Below are 18,862 nucleotides of genomic sequence, written 5' to 3'. Positions count from 1 at the left end.
AAAAGGGAGGTTCGCGAATGGGCAGCCAGGGTGCAGGCGGCAAGCCGCCGGTCAAGACGCAAGAGGATCTGCGCGCGCATTTCGGGCAGCTCAGCCCGCTCGCCGAGAAGAAGGTTCTCAGCCATCTCGACAGGTTCTGTCGCGACTTCATCGCGCTTTCCCCGTTCCTCGTCCTTGCCACCAGCGATGGCAACGGTCATGCCGATGCAAGCCCGCGCGGCGACGCGCCGGGCTTCGTCGCCGTGCTCGACGACAAGACGCTGCTGATCCCGGACCGGCGTGGCAACAACCGCGTCGACACCTTCGGCAATATCATCGGTTCCCCTGGCATCGGCCTGATCTTCCTGGTGCCGGGGATCAACGAGACCCTGCGCGTCAATGGCCGCGCCGAGATCTCGCAGGATGCCGAGCTGTTGACGCCGCTCGCGGTGCAGAACGTGGTCCCAATCATCGGGCTGAAGATCCATGTCGAGGAGACCTATTTTCATTGTGGCAAGGCGCTGATGCGCTCGAAGCTCTGGAATCCGGCTGCTCAGGTCGAGCGCAACAGTTTCCCGACGCTCGGCCGGATCATCGCCGAGCAGACTGTCGCCATCGCGGTCGAAGAGGCCGAGAAGACGATGGAAGAAGGATACCGTACGAGGCTCTACTGAGAATGACCAATCTGATCTAGCGGTCCGCCCTGCAGAAGGTTTCGACGATACGCTACATGCTCGCAGCCTGGCGCCCGTGAAATGTCTGCGAGGTAGGTAGCGAGCGGCAGCACTGAGCGCACAGACGCGACGAATCCGAACGGAAGCGGCATCGTCACGCTGCGAGGAAGAACCCGATGGCCGATGCCACGCTGTTGCCGCCGGCGCGAATGCCCGGAATGGCAACGATCAGGTGTTTTAAAGTGCGCTAAGATATCTCAAGCAATCGGACACGGGCTTGACACCTGTAGCCAAATCGAACGAGCGGATTTTCGGTCTCCTGAGCGCAGCCGGCGTGTTCTGCATCTGGTCCGGCTTTCTCGTCTTCTCGAGGGCCGGCATGCAAACCGGCCTGACACCGCGAGTTTCAAGATGCTCTCCGCAACGTGGCCCTCCAAGGTGCCGCCATGGTGAGCGATCCTTGGGAGTTTTTCTAGCCGAGAGTTCCGCAAGCCGCTGTAATCGGATCTCTGGGGTGCGGCCACGCTGTGCGATGACGGAATCAACGCCAGGAACACTTCCGGCGGCGCTCCGTTAGCGCAGCAAACGCCGGGAGTTGTCCATGACCAATTATCCAAAGCCGCCTTATCCTGCGCAGCAGCAGCCGATGCCGGGCTCGACGCGGGCCATGCAGCCGCGCCCGGATCATGGCGAGGAGAGTTACAAGGGCTCCGGCCGTCTTGCCGGAAAGAAGGCCATCATCACGGGCGGCGACAGCGGCATCGGCCGCGCGGTGGCGATCGCCTATGCGCGGGAAGGCGCGGATATCGTCATCTCCTATTTGAACGAGGAGGAGGATGCGGCCGAGGTCAAGGCGCTGGTCGAACGGGAGGGACGCAAGGCCGTCCTGATCCCGGGCGATATCAGCAATCCCGAACATTGCAGCGCCATCGTGCGTCGCACCGTCGAGGAGCTCGGCGGCATCGACATCCTCGTCAACAACGCTGCCCATCAGGCGACGTTCAAGGACATCGCGGATATCAGCGACGACGAATGGCGGCGGACATTCGAGATCAACATCCACGCCATGTTCTATCTGGCCAAAGCCGCCGTCCCCCACATGCGGCCGGGCTCCGCGATCATCAACACGGCCTCGGTGAACTCCGACATGCCGAATCCGAGCCTGCTGGCCTACGCCACGACCAAGGGTGCGATCCAGAATTTCACTGGCGGGCTTGCGCAGATGCTGGCCGGGAAGGGCATTCGGGTCAATGCGGTGGCCCCGGGGCCGATCTGGACGCCGCTGATTCCCTCGACCATGTCGGAGGAAAGGGTCAAGAACTTCGGCAAGCAGGTGCCCATGCAGCGCGCCGGCCAGCCGGCCGAGCTCGCGACGGCCTATGTCATGCTGGCCGATCCGCTTTCGAGCTACACGTCGGGGGCGACGTTGCCCGTCACCGGCGGCAAGCCGTTCATCTGATCCAGGCGATCACCATGGCGGCACCGCACTACCGGCGCCGCCACTCTCAATCAGTCGCTTTCAATCACGCAGCGCTGGACGCCTTGGCGTTGACGCCTTTGCGCAGGGCCACCGTGTTCAGCTTGGTGTTGGCGGCCTTCTCTTCGTTCAGATTGGTGGTGAGGAAGCGCACGATGTCGTCGTGGCCGAGCTCTTCCGCCCAGGCGATCAGCGTGCCGTACCGGCACATCTCGTAATGCTCCACCGCCTGTGCGTTGGCGACGATCGCGGCGTCCAGCACGGCCTTGTCCTCGATCTCGCCGGCGGTCTCGTCGGCTTCCTTGATCAGGCCGTCGATGGCCGGGCAATGCGTGCCGCTCGGCTCCTTGCCGAGCTTGGCGAAGACCTTGTCGAGGCGCTCGACCTGCTTGTTGGTCTCTTCCAGATGCGCCTTCAGCCCGGCGACGAGATCCCTGTTGGTGGCCTTGTCGATCATCTTCGGCAGCGCCTTCAGGATCTGCTGTTCCGCGTAGTGGATGTCTTGGAGCCCGTGCAGCAGCAGGTCTTCCATCGACTGGATGTCCTTGGTGAAGAATCCCATAAAAGACGTCTCCTTTTCACAATGATGGCAGTGGAACGCGGAGCGGCCGCCGCTGTTCCATTCCCGTGTGCAGATCGGGAGAGCCGAATGAGCGATGGAGTGGATCATTTTGTGGGCCTGCTCGGACGTGCGGCGATGGACGTATGGGGCGACATGCCTCGCGACATCCAGGAGGCACTGTTCGAGACCGCGATGAAGGGCCGCGACACCGAGCGTGAGGAGCTGGCGCGATTGCTGCACGAGCGGCATCCGCGCACGCTGCATCCGGCCCGGCCGGGCTGACGCCGGCGGGCTGGGAACGAACATGCGATCTCCTGATTGGTGAATCGGGCGGCGCCACACGGGCTCCAACGTGGACCGCGCGGGGCGCATCGCCCGAGCCTTTCAACCTGTGAGTCGACCGACGTGACTGAGAATATCGGCAAATGGTACGACCCGATTTCGGAGCGGTGGATCGTGCCTCGCCAACCCCACACCATCGCCGCGTTCGATCGGTCGAGCGCGGAGAACGTGCCGGAGGCGAACAAGAGAGAAGAGACGCAGCGGATCTGGAATCTGCTGGTCGATTGCTGCGCACGTGGATGATGCAGCGTCGGCGCCAAAACGAGCGACATGACGCGCTCGACGACGCTCGGGAGTGTCAACGGCCTTGAGGCTGGCTTTGCGCGGGGCAGGTCAGCGTTCCCGTCAACCCTGATCTCGACGACGTCCGGAGCGGATCGGTATATTACCACCCATGCCGACGACGCCGGAATAAGGATCAGAGATGGACGATACGATTGGCTTCCCCGACCCCGGTCTTGACCTGTCGGACGGCTTCAAGCCGCACACCTCGCATTGGGGCGTGTTCTCCGCGCGTCAGGGCGCGGCCGGGTTGGAGGTCAGGGCCTATGCGGGCGATCCCGATCCGAACGGCATCATCGACAATTTTCCGGGCGCGCTCCGCCACCAGGCGCGCATCGCCCAGCCGGCAATCCGCCGCGGCTGGCTCGAGCGCGGGCCGGGCCCGGACGATCGCCGCGGCCGTGACGAGTTCGTCTCCGTCAGCTGGGAGAAGGCACTGGATCTCCTCGGCGACGAGCTTGGCCGCATTCGCGACAACCGCGGACCCGGCGCCGTGTTCGGCGGCTCCTATGGCTGGTCGAGTGCCGGGCGCTTCCATCACGCCCAGAGCCAGGTGCATCGCTTCCTCAATATCGCGTTGGGCGGCTATGTGCGCTCGGTCAACACCTATTCGTCCGGTGCGTCCTCGATGCTGCTGCCGCAGATCCTGGCCGGCTACGAGGACATCACCAAGCGCAACGTCACCTGGGAGCAGATCGCGGCCGAGACCGACATCGTGCTGGCGTTCGGCGGCATGGCGCTGAAGAACTCCATGGTGGCCGGCGGCTCGATCAGCAAGCATGTCGAGCGCGGCGCCATGGCGGCGGCGCGGGCGCGCGGCTGCGAGTTCATCCTGGTCAGCCCGCTGCGCGACGATCTGCCGGTCGAGGCCGGCGCCGAATGGATGAGTTGCGTGCCCGGCACCGACACTGCCCTGATGCTCGGCATCGTCCATACGCTGGTCAGTGAGAATCTGCACGACCAGGCTTTCCTCGACCGCTACACCGAGGGCTGGGCAATCTTCCTGCGATATCTCAACGGTGAGAGCGACGGGCAAGCCAAGCACGCCGAATGGGCCGCCGCGATCTCAGGCGTCAGTGCGGATGCGATCCGCAAGCTGGCGCGGCATCTCGCCGGAAAGCGCGCGCTCGTCACCGTCTCCCATTCGCTGCAGCGCGCCGAGCACGGCGAGCAGCCGGTGTGGATGGGCATGGTGCTGGCGGCGGCCCTCGGCCAGATCGGCCTTCCCGGCGGCGGCTATGCCTATTCGCTGGGGGCGATCGGCTATTACGGCCGCCGCGTCAACGACGTGCCGGGACCGACGCTGGGGCAGGGCCGCAACGGCGTTGCCGATTTCATTCCGGTGGCGCGCATCGCCGACATGCTGCTCAATCCCGGCACCACGTATCGCTACAACGGCGAGACGCGCACCTATCCGGATATTCGTCTGGTCTACTGGGCGGGCGGCAATCCCTTCCATCACCATCAGGACATCAATCGCCTGCGCAAGGCCTTCGCGAAGGTGGACACGCTGGTCGTGCACGAGCTCGCCTGGACCGCCACCGCCCGCCACGCCGATATCGTGCTGCCCGCGACGATGACGCTGGAGCGCGAGGACATCGGCTATTCCACCAACGATCCCCTGATGGTCGCGATGCACCGGATCGCCGAGCCGTTTGGGCTCGCGCGTGACGATTACGATATCTTCGCCGATCTCGCCGAGCGCCTTGGGGCGCGCGAGCCGTTCACCGAAGGGCGCACGTCGCGGCAATGGCTGGAGCATCTCTACGAGCCGACCCGCGCATCGCTTGCCAAACGCGGCCTCGAAGCGCCGAGCTTCGAAGAATTCTGGGCGCGCGGCAGCCTGGTCGTGCCGCAGCAGCCCGATGACGGCGGCCGGCTACGCCGCTTTCGCGAGGATCCCATCAATCACGCTTTGCCGACGCCGAGCGGACGCATTGAGATCTACTCGGCCAAGATCGCGGGGCACGGTGATGCGGATTGTCCCGGACATCCGGTCTGGCTCGACAAGACCGATGTTCCCAAGCCGGGGGCACCGTGCTTCCTCGTCGCCAATCAGCCGGTGACGCGCCTGCACAGCCAGCTCGATTTCGGCGGACATTCGCTGGGCTCAAAGCATCGCGGCCGCGAGGTCGCGCGCATGAACCCGGTCGATGCACAGGCGCGCGGCATCAAGGACGGCGACATCATCCGCCTGTTCAACGCGCGCGGTGCCTGTCTCGCCGCGGTCCGCGTCACCGACGGCATCGTATCAGGCGTGGTTCAGCTGCCGACCGGCGCGTGGTACGATCCGATGGATCCGGAAGACGAGGCGCCGCTCTGCGTTCACGGCAATCCGAACGTGCTGACCCGCGACGTCGGCACCTCGTCCCTGGCGCAGGGCTGCACCGGCCAGTTGACGACCGTCGAGGTGGAGAAGTTCACCGGCAATCTACCGCCGATCCGCGCGTTCGATCCGGTTTAGGCAAACAAGGAGACCTTTAGATGATCCGCAAGGCAACAGCAGTCTGGAAGGGCACTGGTCGCGATGGCACAGGCCATCTGTCGAGCGAATCCGGCGTGCTTGCCGGGACGCCCTATTCATTCAAGACCCGCTTCGAGAACGAGAAGGGCACCAATCCCGAAGAGTTGATCGCCGCGGCCCATGCCGGCTGCTTCACCATGGCGCTCGCCTTCGGCCTGCAGATGGCTGGTTTCACGCCGGACGAGCTCTCGACCGAAGCCGCCGTCACGCTCGAGCCCGAAGGCAAGGGCTTCAAGATCAGCAAATCCGCGCTGACTCTGCGGGCGAAAGTGCCTGGTCTCGACGATGCCGGCTTCGCCCGGCTCGCCGGCGAGGCCGAGAAGAACTGCCCGGTGTCCAAGGTGCTCAACGCCGCCATCACGCTCGACGCCAAGCTGGTCTAGGGCGATGGACTGAGGCTAGATCGCTGCAAAGGCGGAGGTGCGCTCCCTCTCCCGCTTGCGGGAGAGGGTTGGGGAGATGGTGTTTCCGCAATGGGATAGTCTCCTGGAGGAGAAAGCCCTCACCCCGCCTACGGCGCGACCTCTCCCGTAAGCGGGAGAGGCTGCACCGAGCCCTAGCGACCGGGTGGGCGTCAACGCGCGGCTTTCGGCCGGGCGGCCGAAAGCCTATATGATGGACAAGCTTTTGAGCGATCATTGGGAGCACATCACATGACGACGGAACGCGCAGTTTTGGCCGGCGGCTGCTTCTGGGGCATGCAGGATCTGATCCGCAAGCAGCCGGGCGTGATCTCCACCCGCGTCGGTTACACCGGTGGGCACGTCAAGAACGCCACCTACCGCAATCACGAAGGCCATGCCGAAGCGATCGAGATCGTGTTCGATCCGGCCAGGACCAGCTTCCGGACCATGCTGGAGTTCTTCTTCCAGATCCATGATCCGACCACGCTCAACCGTCAGGGCAACGATATCGGCACGAGCTATCGGTCGGCGATCTTCTACACCAGCGAGGAGCAGAAGCGGATTGCCGAAGACACCATCGCCGACGTCGAGGCGTCCGGCCTGTGGCCCGGCAAGGTGGTGACCGAGGTCGCGCCCGCGCGCGAGTTCTGGGAGGCCGAGCCCGAGCATCAGGATTATCTCGAACGTTATCCTGACGGCTACACCTGCCACTTCATCCGGCCGGGCTGGAAGCTGCCGCGGCGCGCTGCGGCAGTCGGAGGCTAGAGCCTGAAGAAGGTGGCTCGCCGGCTGTGGCGGTCCACCTCCTCATCGGTCAATGCCGACGCGAGTCCGGTCACGCATCGACATGCAAGGTCCGGCGCTGCTCCGCGGTGACGATCCCCGCCGTCAACGTGACGAGACCCATCAAGGCGGCCAGCAGCCAGAATGCCAGCGGCAGTCCGCCGAGCTGTGCGACGAAGCCGACGCCGGCAGGGCCGAGCAGGACGCCTGCGTAGCCCGCTGTCGTGATCGCCGCGACCGCAAGTCCCGTGGGCATCACCTTTTGCTGCGCCGCCCGGCGGAATAGCACGGGCACGAGGTTCGAGGCGCCGAGCCCGATCAGCAGGAATCCGGCGATGGCGACCGCTCCCACGGGCGCGGTGAGCAGCACCACGAAGCCGGCGATCGCGATGAGGCTGCCCCACAGCAATGTCGTGCGGTCTCCGATGCGCGCAACGATGGCGTCGCCGCTAAGCCGGCCGATCGTCATCGCGATCGAGAACACGATGTAGCCGATGCCGCCTTGGGCCTCGCTGACGAGCCCGGCGCCGATCACGAGCAGCGCGCCCCAATCGAGCATCGCGCCTTCGACCAGGAAGGTGATGGCGCCGAGCAGCGCCAGCAGCAGCACCGATCCATGCGGCATCACGAACAATGGGCCTTCCTGCACCTGCACCGAGCGAAGCAGGCGCGGCCAGGTCACCAGCATCGCGATCAGCATCAGCACGGAGCAGATCAACGTCGAGGCGAGCGCGCCGAGCTGCAGAGAGAGCAGCGCCGTCATCAGCGCGGAACCGGCGAAGCCGCCGATGCTGAACAGGGCGTGGAAGCCGGACATCAGCGGGCGTCGCGCGGCGCGCTCCACCTCCACGGCGTGGATGTTCATGGCGACGTCGATCGAGCCTAGCGCGGCGCCGAACGCAAGCAGCGCCAGCGCCAGCGACAGCGGCGAGCTTGCGACCGCCAGCAGCGGCAGCACCAGCGTCAGACCGATCCCGCCCGCGACGATGATCGGCCGGCTGCCATAGCGCGCGCTGAGCACGCCGGTCAGCAGCATCGCCACGACCGAGCCGATGCCGAGGCTGAGCAGGAGCAGGCCGAGAACTCCGTCGTCGACGGCGAGCCGCGCCTTCGCGAACGGCACCAGGGGTGCCCAGCACGCGATGCCGAAGCCCGCAACGAGGAAGGCAAGCCGGGTGGCAAGGCGGGTTGCCGGCCGGTCGGCAGAAGACATGGGAACTCCGGGAAGCAGGGGAGGAGACGGTCGACAGGCCCGAGGATTGCCGCGGCTTTATGGCAGAGCCCTGCTCGAATGGTCGTGGCAGGCGCTCAACGGCTGCATGCCTCGACCTAGCCCCCGAGGATCCGGCGGCAGGCGTCGACGAATACCTCAGCTCCGGTGACGATGTCCGCATCGGAGGTGTTCTCGGTCCAGTGATGGCTGATGCCGCCGATCGACGGCACGAACAGCATGCCGGCGGGCATGACGGTCGCCAGCATCTGCGCATCGTGGCCGGCGCCGCTCGGCATGCGGATGGACCGGCCGCCGGCGACGGCCTTGCTCGCGGCCTCGATCGCGTCCTGAAAGCCCGCGTTCATCATCGCGGGTGCGCCGGTGCGCAGCTTCGTCACCGTGACGGTGCAGGGGCCATTTGCGCTGGCTTCGTCCGCCATGGTCCGCAGCAGTTGCTCCAGCCGCGCGATGACAAACGGGTCGTCGTCGCGGATCTGGAACAACATCTCCGCGCCACCGGGAATGATGCTCGGTGCGCCCGGATCGAGCGTGATGCGGCCGGTGGTCCAGACCGTGCGCGGGCCGCAGGCGGCGGGGAAACGCTCGTCGATCGCGACGCAGAACTTGGCCAGCGCCAGGCCCGCATCCTTGCGCACCGCCATGCGCGTGGTGCCGGCATGGTTCTGCTCGCCGGCAAAGTTGATCTGGTACTGCCAGATGCCGACGATGGATGTCACGACGCCGATCGCCAGGCGCCCGCTTTCGAGCGTGTCGCCCTGCTCGATATGCGCCTCGAGATAACCGACGTGCCGTCCCGGCTCGGCCGTGATGCGCGGACGCCCCGCCAGCCCCATGTCGGCAAGGGCATCGCGCATGGTGCGGCCGCTGGTGCGGTCGCGCGCGGCGTCGATGTCGGCCTCGGTCACCTGTCCGACATAGGAGCGCGAGCCGAGGAAATGACCGAAATGTCCCTCCTCGTCGCACCAGGCGGCGACCTCGACCGCGCCGTTCACCGAAGCGTCGGCATTGAGCACGCGCGCCGCCTCCAGCGCATAGACGACGCCGAGCGGGCCGTCGAGCCAGCCGGCATAGTTCTGGCTTTCCAGGTGCGAGCCCGCCAGCAGCTTCGGCCCGGGCTTCGAGCTCGCCCCGAACACATTGCCGATGCCGTCGATCGTCGCGGAGAGCTCGGCCTCGGGCAGCTTCTGGACGAGCCACTCCAGCGACAGCTTGTGCGGCTCGGAGAAGGTCGGCTTGTGCACGCCGGTCTTGTAGGCGCCGAAGGCACGCAGTGCATGGAGGTCGGCGAGAACGCGATGTCCGTCGGCACGAGCGTCAGGCATGTTCGGCAACCTTCAGCGCCTCGGTTCGGATCTCCTCGACCAGCCGTTCCTTCAGCTGGACGAATTCCGGCGTGGTCTTGATCTTGTAGGAGCGCGGATGCGGCAGGTCCACATTGATTTCGGCCTTGATGCGGCCGGGGCGCGCGCTCATGACGATGACGCGGCTGCCGAGGAAGATGGCTTCCTCGATATCGTGGGTCACGAACAGCACCGTCTTCTGGTCGCGTTCCCAGATCCCGAGCAGCATCTCCTGCATCAGGGCGCGGGTCTGGTTGTCGAGCGCGCCGAACGGCTCGTCGAGCAGCAGGATCTTCGGATCGTTGGCGAGCGCGCGTGCGATCGCGGTGCGCTGCTGCATGCCGCCGGAGAGCTGCTTGGGCCAATGGTTTTCGAAGCCGGACAGCCCGACCTGGCGGATGAAGGCATCGGCGATCTTGTGTCGCTCCGCCTCGGACACGCCGCGCTCGCGCAGGCCGAAGGCGATGTTCTCGCGCACCGTCAGCCAGGGAAACAGCGTGTAGGACTGGAACACCATGCCGCGATCGGCGCCCGGGCCGGTCACCTCGCGTCCGTCGAGCGTGACACGTCCACCGGTCGGACGATCGAGGCCGGCGACGATACGCAGCAGCGTGGACTTGCCGCAGCCGGAGGGACCGAGGATGGTGACGAAGTCGTTGTTGCCGATGGTGAGATCGGTCGGCTCGAGCGCCCTGGTCGGCGCGTTGCCGTGACGCGCGGGGAAGGTGCGCGAGACCTGTTCAACCTTAAGAATGGTCATGCGAGCTTCCAGGGAAACAGCCAGGCATTGAACGCCTTGAACAGGAAGTCCGAGATCAGGCCGATCAAGCCGATCACGATGATGCCGAAGATGATCTGGCCGGTGTTGAGCAGCGCCTGGCTGTCGGTGATCATATGACCGATGCCCGAGGACGAGCCGATCAGCTCGGCGACGATGACGTAGGTCCAGGCCCAGCCCAGCACCAGCCGCAAGATTTCTGCGATCTCCGGCGCGGAGGAAGGCAGCAGCACGCGGCGGATGATGCCGCGGTCGCTGGCGCCCAGCGTGTAGGCGGCCTCGACCAGATCGCGCCGCGTCGCGCCGACCGTCACCGCGACCATCAGGATCACCTGGAACACCGAGCCGATGAAGATGACGAGCAGCTTTTGCAATTCGCCAATGCCGGCCCACAGGATCAGCAGCGGAATGAAGGCCGAGGCGGGCAAATAGCGTGCAAATGAGACGAAGGGTTCGAGGAAGGCTTCGACCGGCTTATAGGCGCCCATCAGCACGCCGAGCGGCACCGCAATGACCGCCGCGAGCGCAAAGCCGCCGACGACGCGCCAGATTGTCATGCCGATGTCGAACAGGAAACCGTGCTTGGTGAGCAGCTCAAGGCCTTCCTGCACCATGGTGAGCGGATTGGCGAGGAAGGTCTTCGACACATGGCCGCCGAACGTCGCCCATGACCAGAGGGCGACGAACAGCACGAAGAACGCCAGGCCATATGCCGCACGTTGCTTCGATGTCACGGGATCCAGGGGACGCATCAAACTGTATCCGAATGGTGCGCCGGCTCCGCTTGAGGCGGAACCGGCAGCTTGGAGAACGTTACTTGATGAAGCTCGCGTCGTAGAGGTCCTCGACCTTCGGCACGGCCTTGATGATACCAATCTCGAGCAGGAGCTCGGCGGCCTCCTTGTTGAAGGTCAGGAACTCGCCCGCGAAGAACTTCTGGTTTGCAGCCTTGTCCTGCCAGCGCAGGTATTTCGCCGAGTTGCCGAACTGCTCGCCGGTCTGCTTCACGTCGGCGCCCATGATCTCGTAGGACTTGGCCTGGTCCTTGGCGATCGTCTCGAGAGCCTCGAAATAGCTGTCGGCGAGTGCCTTGGCGGCCTTGGGATTATCGGTGAGGAACTTCGGCGTGCAGCCGAACGTGTCCATGACCATCGGATAGTCCAGCGTGGTCGCGATGATCTTGCCCTTGTCCGGCGCGGCACGCACGGTCGACAAGTATGGCTCATAAGTCATCGCTGCATCGTTCTGGCCGGAGACGAAGGCCTGCGCGGCCGCCGCCGGCTCGAGGTTCACCACGGTCACGTCCTTGGTGGTGAGGCCGTTCTTCTTCAGCATCCAGGCCAGTGCAAAGTAGGGCGAGGTGCCCGGCGCGGAGGCGGCGACGGTCTTGCCCTTCAGGTCCTTGATCGCGGCGATGTCGTTGCGCACGGCCATGCCGTCGGCGCCGTAGCTCTTGTCGAGCTGGAAGATCTGCTTGGTGGCGACGCCGTTGGCGTTCCAGGAGATCCAGGTCTCGACCGTGGTCGCCGCACACTGGATGTCGCCGGAGGCGATGGCGAGATGGCGGTCCTTCTGCGGGATCTTCTTGATGGTGACGTCGAGGCCGTTTTTCTTGAAGATGCCGGCCTCCTTCGCCAGCGTCAGCGGCGCGAAGCCGGTCCACCCGGAAATGCCGATGCCGACCTTGACGTCCTGGGCGAGCGCCGGAGTGGAGGCCGCGAGAGCAATGATTGTCGCAAATACTGTCGAACTACGCATGATTATCGTCCTCTTGCCGATCGATGGTTTGACGTCCTGTTGATCTCTGCCGGCCCATATGGGCGGTTCCGCGAAGCGTTGCACGATTTGTGCCGACATATCCTCTCAACCTCCCTTGAATCGCGCGACAAGGCGATGTGAGTCACCGGGATAGAGCAGGCGCACGGCGGTGATCGTGCGTGCGCTGCGCCAGGTATAGCGGTCGATCACGAGACAGGGGGCGCCGACGGCGATCGCGAGCGCTTCCGCCGCACGGTCGTCCGCAACGATGGCGCTGATCGTGTGCTCGGCCTCGGTCCATGGGACATGGTGAAGCAGCCAGGAGCCGGGCGGCTCGCGCGAGAAATCCGCGGTCGCGGCGTCAGGAACGGACGAGAGATCGATCAGCCTGTCCTCGACCGCGAACGGGACCTTATCGGCGCTATGCCGGCAGGTGATCGCGATCACCTTGTTGGCCTTCTTCACGCCGAGCCGGTCACGGTCGGCGGCCGTCGCCGCGCGCAGCTTGCGGCCGATCAGCTCGTAGCCGTAACTGCGCCCGAGCGCGGTGATCTCGGCGCGGATGTCGGCGATCTTGAGCACCGCCGACTGATGCTGCGGCCGTCGCACGAACGAGCCGGCGCGCCGCCGCCGCTCGATCAGATCGGCCTGCGCCAGCTCAGACAGTGCCTTGTTCACGGTCATGCGCGAGCAGCCGTAGCGCGCGACCAGCTCGTGCTCGAAGGGAATGCGATGGCCGGGCGGCCATTCGCCGGTCAGGATGCGCTGCTCGATGTCGGCGCGGATGCGCTTGTAGAGCGTCGGCCTGTCGGCATCGGTGACGAGGCTCATGCCACGAGCCTCCGGATCGATGCGTTGAAGCGTTCGCGTGCGGCTTGGCGCAATCCATGCTGACCGCGCTCGACCACCTTGTTGCCCCCGGCCCAGACGCAATCGATGGCGGCGCCACCGGCAGAAAAAATCCAGCCGTCGATGGCCGCATCCTGCGCGCGTCCCGCCAGCGATGGATACGCCGTGTCGAGCGTGACGATATCGGCGCGCGCGCCGGGTGTGAGGCCGACCGTCGGCTGCGCTAGCGCCCGCGCGCCGCCGGCGAGCGCCCCGTCGAACAGCGAGCGTCCCGTAGAGCGACCTGCGCCGCCGGAGAGGACGTTGCGCTGGCGGTGCTTGAGCCGCTGGCCGTATTCGAGCTGGCGCAACTCGTCTGCGGCGCCGATCAACACGTTGGAATCGGTACCGACGCCGAAAAGGCCACCGGCGTCGACAAACTCCCGCGCCGAGAAAGTGCCGTCGCCGAGGCTCGCCTCCGTGATCGGGCAAAGGCCGGCGACCGCGCCCGTCTTGGCGAAAGCCGTCACTTCCTCACTCGTCATGTGGGTCGCGTGAATGAGGCACCAGCGCCGATCGACAGGCGCGTGCTCCAGCAGCCATTGCACCGGACGCCGGCCCGACCAGGCGAGGCAATCCTCGACCTCCTTCACCTGCTCGGCGGCATGGATGTGCACCGGCCCGCCCTCGGCGAGTGGAATGATGGCGGCGAGCTCGTCCGGCGTCACCGCGCGCAAACTGTGCGGCGCGATGCCGATATTGGCGCCAGGCAACGCGCTGATCGCCTGGCGCGAGGCCGTCATCAATGCGGCGAACTGATCGACCGAGCAGATGAAGCGGCGCTGCCCGGCATGCGGCGCTGCGCCTCCAAACGAGCCATGCGCATAGAAAGTCGGCAACAACGTCAGCGCAATGCCCGAGGCTTCGGCGGCCTGTGCAATCCGCGTGGCCATCTCGGCGGGGTCAGCGTAGGGCGAGCCGTCGCGGTCGTGGTGCAGATAGTGGAATTCGCCGACGCGGGTAAAACCCTGCTCGAGCATCTCGACATAGAGCAGCGTCGCCACAGCCGCGACGTCGTCGGGCGTCATCGCCAGCGCAAAGCGATACATCGTCTCGCGCCAGGTCCAGAACGTGTCGGTGGAATCGCCGCGCAATTCGGCAAGGCCTGCCATGCCGCGCTGGAAGGCGTGGCTGTGCAGGCTCGCAAGTCCGGGAAGCGCGATAGCATGGCGCTCGTCGCCGGCGGACGGCGCCACGCCCGGCGTCACCGCGGCGATCGCGCCGGCGGCGATCACCACCTGCACGTCATTGGCCCAGCCGGAAGGCAGGAGCGCGGAAGCGAAATGCAGTCGGGTCATGATCTACACGCCGGCTGGACAGAACCGTCTTACGATTATATGTCTAGACATATAAGTCAAGCATCCCCAGGGCGAAGGGATACCCGCATGGCAGAGCGCTTCGACCGGATCTGGCACAATGCCCGCCTCGCGACGATGCGGGTCGATCGTGCCGATCTTGGCGAGATCGAGCATGGTCTCATCGCCGCACGCGGCGGTCGCATCGCCTATGCCGGCGCGAAAGCGGATTTTCCCGCCGATGCAGACGCGATCGAGCGGATCGATTGCGAGGGGCGCTGGATCACGCCTGGTCTCGTCGACTGCCATACCCATCTTGTCTATGGCGGCAACCGCGCGCATGAATTCGAGCTGCGCCTGAAGGGGGCAAGCTATGAGGAGATCGCGCGCGCCGGCGGTGGCATCGTCTCGACCGTGGCGGCAACGCGCCAGGCGAGCGAAGCCGAGCTCGTCGCAGGCGCGCTGCCGCGGCTCGACGCGCTGACGGCTGAGGGCGCCACCACGGTCGAGATCAAGTCCGGCTACGGCCTCGACACAGAAACCGAGATGCGCCAGCTCGCGGCTGCGCGCAGCCTCGGCCGTGAGCGGTCGGTTACGATCCGCACGTCGTTCTTGGGTGCGCATGCGCTGCCGGTCGAGGCGGGTGGCGACAAGGATGGTTACATCGATCTCGTCTGCAAGGAGATGCTGCCGGCGGTCGCAAACGCGGGCCTCGCCGATGCCGTCGATGCCTTCATGGAGGGCATCGCATTCTCCGCCGAGCAGACCGCGCGGGTGTTCGAAACGGCGAGGGGACTTGGACTGCCGGTCAAGCTCCATGCCGACCAGCTCTCGAATCTCGGCGGCGCCGCGCTTGCCGCGAAATTCTCGGCACTCTCGGCCGATCATCTCGAGCACACCGACGAAGCCGGTGCCGCCGCCATGGCGAGGGCCGGCACTGTCGCCGTGCTGCTGCCCGGCGCGTTCTACTTCATTCGCGAGACGCAGAAGCCGCCGGTCGAGACGTTCCGCAAACACAACGTTCCCATGGCGCTGGCGACCGACTGCAATCCCGGCAGCTCGCCACTGACCTCGCTGCTGCTCGCGATGAACATGGGCGCGACATTGTTCCGGATGAATGTGGCCGAGTGCCTCGCCGGCGTCACCCGTGAAGGCGCGCGGGCGCTCGGCCTGCTGAACGAGACCGGCACACTGGAAGCCGGCAAATGGTGCGACCTCGCCATCTGGGAGATCGAGCGGCCGGCCGAGCTGGTCTACCGCATCGGCTTCAATCCGCTGCACAAGCGGGTATGGAGGGGGCAGTGACGGAGCAGGAGACGGCGATCGTCGTCAAGCCGGGAACAGTGAGCCTCGACGATCTCGCGCGCGTGCTCGAAAGCGCCCCCGTCGTGCTCGATCCTTCGTTCTGGCCGCGTGTCGATACGGCTGCGCTGATCGTTGCGCAGGCCGCGCAGGCCGACGTCCCCGTCTACGGCATCAACACCGGCTTCGGGAAGCTCGCATCGAAGCGCATTCCGCCGGACCAGACCGCGCTGCTTCAGCGCAACCTGATCGTCTCGCATTGCTGCGGCGTCGGCCAGCCGACGCCGGAGCCCATCGTCCGCCTGATGATGGCGCTGAAGATCGTCTCGCTCGGCCGCGGCGCTTCCGGCGTGCGCCGCGCGGTGATCGAGCAGTTGCAGGACATGCTGGCCCGTGGCGTCTATCCGCTGGTGCCGCAGCAGGGCTCGGTCGGCGCCTCCGGCGATCTGGCACCGCTTGCGCATATGACGGCCGTGATGATCGGCCAAGGGCAGGCGATCATCGATGGCAAGATCGTGTCCGGCAGCGAGGCACTCGCCGCCGCCGGCCTCAAGCCGCTGACCCTTGGGCCCAAGGAAGGCCTCGCGCTGATCAACGGCACGCAATTCTCGACCGCCTACGCGCTATCGGGCGTGCTGCGTGCATATCGCCTCGCCCGCGCCGCACTGGTGACCGGTGCACTGTCGGTGGATGCGGCGATGGCCTCGACGGCGCCGTTCCGCCCTGAAATTCAGGCGCTGCGCGGCCATGCCGGCCAGATCGCGGCGGCCGCGACGCTGACCGCGCTGCTCGACGGCAGCGACATCCGCCTCTCTCACCTGGAAGGCGACGAGCGTGTGCAGGATCCCTATTGCCTGCGCTGCCAGCCACAGGTTGCGGGTGCCGCGCTCGATCTGATCACGCAGGCCGCGCGCACGCTGATCGTGGAGGCCAATGCCGTCACCGATAACCCGCTGGTGCTGGTCGAGACCGGGGAGATCGTCTCCGGCGGCAATTTCCACGCCGAGCCGGTGGCGTTTGCCGCAGATGCCATCGCGCTGGCGCTGTCGGAAATCGGCGCGATCAGCGAGCGGCGCATCGCGACGCTGGTCGATCCCGCGCTCAATTTCGGACTGCCGCCGTTCCTCACCCCCGATCCCGGCCTCAATTCCGGCTTCATGATCGCCGAGGTGACGGCGGCCGCGCTCTATGCCGAGAACAAGCAGCGTGCGCTCGCCTGCTCGATCGATTCGACGCCGACCAGCGCCAATCAGGAAGATCATGTCTCGATGGCCGCGCATGCTGCGCGGCGCCTGTCCGACATGGCCGACAATCTCGCCGCCATCCTCGGCATCGAGCTTCTGGTCGCTGCCCAAGGCATCACGCTGCGCGCGCCGCACGCAACCAGTGCGCCGCTGGTCGCCGTCATTGCCGCGTTGCGTGAGCAGGTGCCCGCACTGGGCGCCGATCGCTACATGGCCGGTGATCTGGCCAAGGCCGCTGCATTGATCGAGGCCGATGCGCTTCCAGCTGCTGCGCTCGCCCAGCTTCCCACCGATCCGTTTCCGAGACTCGTCTGAAGAGGCCCGCATGAACCGCCGTCTGGACAATGACCGTACCATCCGCGCTCCCCGCGGCAGCGACATCAGCGCCAAGAGCTGGCTCACGGAAGCGCCGCTGCGCATGCTGATGAACAATCTCGACCCTGACGTCGCGGAACGCCCGAGCGAGCTCGTCGTCTATGGCGGCATCGGCCGCGCCGCGCGCGACTGGGAGAGTTTTGACCGGATCGTTGCGGCCTTGCGCAAGCTCGAAGCCGACCAGACGCTGCTGGTGCAGTCCGGCAAGCCGGTCGGCGTGTTCCGGACCCATGCCGATGCACCACGCGTGCTGATCGCGAATTCCAACATCGTGCCGCATTGGGCGACGCTCGATCATTTCAACGAGCTCGATCGCCAGGGCCTGATGATGTACGGCCAGATGACGGCGGGCTCCTGGATCTATATCGGCAGCCAGGGCATCGTGCAGGGCACCTATGAAACGTTCGTCGAGGTCGGTCGGCGTCATTACGGCGGCAGCCTCGCCGGTAAATGGATTCTCACGGCCGGCTTGGGAGGCATGGGCGGCGCGCAGCCGCTGGCGGCCACCATGGCCGGCGCTTCGATGCTTGCGGTCGAATGCCAGCCGAGCCGCATCGAGATGCGCCTGCGGACCGGTTATCTCGACCGGCAAGCCGCAACGCTTGATGAAGCGCTCGCGATCATGGCGGACGCCGCGAAGACGAACAAGGCGGTCTCGGTCGGCCTGCTCGGCAACGCCGCGGAGATCTTCCCTGAGCTGGTGCGCCGCGGCGTCAAGCCCGACATCGTCACCGACCAGACCAGCGCGCACGATCCCATCAACGGCTACTTGCCGAAGGGCTGGACGCTTGCCGAATGGGAAGCCAAGCGCGCGTCCGATCCGAAGGCAGTGGAGCGCGCCTCGAAGACGTCGATGGTCGAGCATGTCCAGGCCATGCTGGATTTCCATGCCCAGGGTATTCCGACGCTCGACTACGGCAACAACATCCGCCAGATGGCACAGGACATGGGCCTGAAGAACGCCTTCGATTTCCCCGGCTTCGTGCCCGCCTATATCCGCCCCCTGTTCTGTCGCGGCGTCGGGCCATTCCGCTGGGCCGCGCTGTCGGGCGATCCCGAGGACATCTTCAAGACCGATGCCAAGGTCAAGGAGCTGATGCCTGACGACAAGCATCTGCACAATTGGCTCGACATGGCAAAGGCGCGCATCAAGTTCCAGGGCCTGCCGGCACGGATCTGCTGGGTCGGCCTCGGCGACCGCCATCGCCTCGGCCTTGCCTTCAACGAGATGGTGGCACGTGGCGAATTGAAGGCGCCGATCGTGATCGGCCGCGATCATCTCGACAGCGGCTCGGTGGCGAGCCCCAACCGCGAGACCGAGGCGATGAAGGACGGATCGGATGCGGTGTCCGATTGGCCGCTGCTCAATGCGCTGCTCAATTGCGCCAGCGGAGCGACCTGGGTGTCGCTGCATCATGGCGGCGGCGTCGGCATCGGCTATTCGCAGCACGCGGGCATGGTGATCGTCGCCGACGGCACGCCCGAGGCTGCGAAGCGTATCGAGCGCGTGCTGTGGAACGATCCCGCCACCGGCGTCATGCGGCACGCCGATGCAGGCTACGACATCGCGATCGAGTGCGCGCGCGACAAGGGGCTCGATCTGCCGAGTCTGGCGGAGTAG

General features: G+C 65.8%; 18 protein-coding genes. 10 read left to right on the top strand and 8 right to left on the bottom strand.

The window, feature by feature from the left end; genetic code table 11:
- The first annotated feature begins 17 nt into the window (after positions 1-17).
- Positions 18-653 (top strand): pyridoxamine 5'-phosphate oxidase family protein, encoded by a 636-nt coding sequence (locus N2605_RS24750; RefSeq protein WP_225114623.1) that lies wholly within the window; start codon positions 18-20, stop codon positions 651-653.
- Positions 654-1,254: 601 nt separating this feature from the next.
- Positions 1,255-2,112 (top strand): SDR family oxidoreductase, encoded by an 858-nt coding sequence (locus N2605_RS24745; RefSeq protein WP_225142994.1) that lies wholly within the window; start codon positions 1,255-1,257, stop codon positions 2,110-2,112.
- Between the two features lie 64 nt (positions 2,113-2,176).
- Here the strand turns inward: N2605_RS24745 and N2605_RS24740 are convergent, their stop codons facing one another.
- Positions 2,177-2,692 (bottom strand): YciE/YciF ferroxidase family protein, encoded by a 516-nt coding sequence (locus tag N2605_RS24740; RefSeq protein WP_036008066.1) that lies wholly within the window; start codon positions 2,690-2,692, stop codon positions 2,177-2,179.
- Between the two features lie 87 nt (positions 2,693-2,779).
- Between N2605_RS24740 and N2605_RS24735 the strand changes: the two genes are divergently transcribed.
- From N2605_RS24735 to msrA, 5 genes are all read left to right on the top strand, one after another.
- Positions 2,780-2,974, top strand: a complete 195-nt coding sequence (locus N2605_RS24735) for a hypothetical protein (RefSeq protein ID WP_036029310.1) — start codon at positions 2,780-2,782, stop codon at positions 2,972-2,974.
- Positions 2,975-3,097: 123 nt separating this feature from the next.
- Positions 3,098-3,277, top strand: a complete 180-nt coding sequence (locus N2605_RS24730) for a hypothetical protein (RefSeq protein ID WP_036008060.1) — start codon at positions 3,098-3,100, stop codon at positions 3,275-3,277.
- Between the two features lie 181 nt (positions 3,278-3,458).
- Positions 3,459-5,780, top strand: a complete 2,322-nt coding sequence (locus N2605_RS24725) for a molybdopterin guanine dinucleotide-containing S/N-oxide reductase (protein WP_260343383.1) — start codon at positions 3,459-3,461, stop codon at positions 5,778-5,780.
- 20 nt (positions 5,781-5,800) lie between these two features.
- Positions 5,801-6,223, top strand: coding sequence for an OsmC family protein (locus tag N2605_RS24720; protein ID WP_036029314.1), 423 nt, complete (start codon positions 5,801-5,803; stop codon positions 6,221-6,223).
- 270 nt (positions 6,224-6,493) lie between these two features.
- On the top strand, positions 6,494-7,009 hold the full coding sequence (gene msrA / locus N2605_RS24715) for a peptide-methionine (S)-S-oxide reductase MsrA (protein WP_036008049.1): 516 nt from the start codon (positions 6,494-6,496) through the stop codon (positions 7,007-7,009).
- 70 nt (positions 7,010-7,079) lie between these two features.
- On the opposite strand, the gene N2605_RS24710 is transcribed toward msrA, so the two are convergent.
- The 7 genes from N2605_RS24710 to N2605_RS24680 all read right to left on the bottom strand — a co-directional run bounded on the left by N2605_RS24710 (position 7,080) and on the right by N2605_RS24680 (position 14,323).
- Positions 7,080-8,240, bottom strand: coding sequence for an MFS transporter (locus N2605_RS24710; protein ID WP_260343382.1), 1,161 nt, complete (start codon positions 8,238-8,240; stop codon positions 7,080-7,082).
- Between the two features lie 116 nt (positions 8,241-8,356).
- On the bottom strand, positions 8,357-9,583 hold the full coding sequence (locus tag N2605_RS24705) for a Zn-dependent hydrolase (protein ID WP_260343381.1): 1,227 nt from the start codon (positions 9,581-9,583) through the stop codon (positions 8,357-8,359).
- The gene (locus N2605_RS24700) at positions 9,576-10,361 is read right to left on the bottom strand and encodes an ABC transporter ATP-binding protein (RefSeq protein ID WP_192893118.1); all 786 of its coding nucleotides are present in this window, start codon (positions 10,359-10,361) and stop codon (positions 9,576-9,578) included. Before N2605_RS24700 ends, N2605_RS24705 begins: the two co-directional genes overlap by 8 nt.
- Positions 10,358-11,131, bottom strand: a complete 774-nt coding sequence (locus N2605_RS24695) for an ABC transporter permease (protein ID WP_036008029.1) — start codon at positions 11,129-11,131, stop codon at positions 10,358-10,360. The genes N2605_RS24700 and N2605_RS24695 overlap by 4 nt, the downstream gene beginning before the upstream one ends.
- 61 nt (positions 11,132-11,192) lie before the next feature.
- Entirely contained in the window at positions 11,193-12,137 is a 945-nt protein-coding gene (locus N2605_RS24690) for an ABC transporter substrate-binding protein (protein WP_036029324.1), read from the bottom strand.
- A gap of 105 nt (positions 12,138-12,242) precedes the next feature.
- Positions 12,243-12,968, bottom strand: a complete 726-nt coding sequence (gene hutC, locus N2605_RS24685; RefSeq protein WP_036008026.1) for a histidine utilization repressor — start codon at positions 12,966-12,968, stop codon at positions 12,243-12,245.
- A complete protein-coding gene (locus N2605_RS24680) occupies positions 12,965-14,323 on the bottom strand; it encodes a formimidoylglutamate deiminase (protein ID WP_260343380.1) in 1,359 nt (452 codons plus the stop codon). The genes hutC and N2605_RS24680 overlap by 4 nt, the downstream gene beginning before the upstream one ends.
- Positions 14,324-14,410: 87 nt before the next feature.
- On the opposite strand from N2605_RS24680, the gene hutI reads away from it, so the two are divergent.
- Genes hutI through hutU form a run of 3 tightly spaced genes read left to right on the top strand, consistent with a single transcriptional unit; the run spans position 14,411 to position 18,862 of the window.
- Positions 14,411-15,625, top strand: coding sequence for an imidazolonepropionase (gene hutI / locus N2605_RS24675; protein WP_260343379.1), 1,215 nt, complete (start codon positions 14,411-14,413; stop codon positions 15,623-15,625).
- A complete protein-coding gene (hutH, locus tag N2605_RS24670) occupies positions 15,622-17,181 on the top strand; it encodes a histidine ammonia-lyase (RefSeq protein ID WP_260343378.1) in 1,560 nt (519 codons plus the stop codon). Before hutI ends, hutH begins: the two co-directional genes overlap by 4 nt.
- A gap of 10 nt (positions 17,182-17,191) precedes the next feature.
- A complete protein-coding gene (hutU, locus tag N2605_RS24665; RefSeq protein WP_225133235.1) occupies positions 17,192-18,862 on the top strand; it encodes a urocanate hydratase in 1,671 nt (556 codons plus the stop codon).

Source organism: Bradyrhizobium yuanmingense (assembly GCF_025200905.1).
GTDB lineage: Bacteria > Pseudomonadota > Alphaproteobacteria > Rhizobiales > Xanthobacteraceae > Bradyrhizobium > Bradyrhizobium yuanmingense.
Note: the sequence above shows the minus strand (reverse complement) of the source record. Positions and strands in the feature narration are given on the sequence as shown.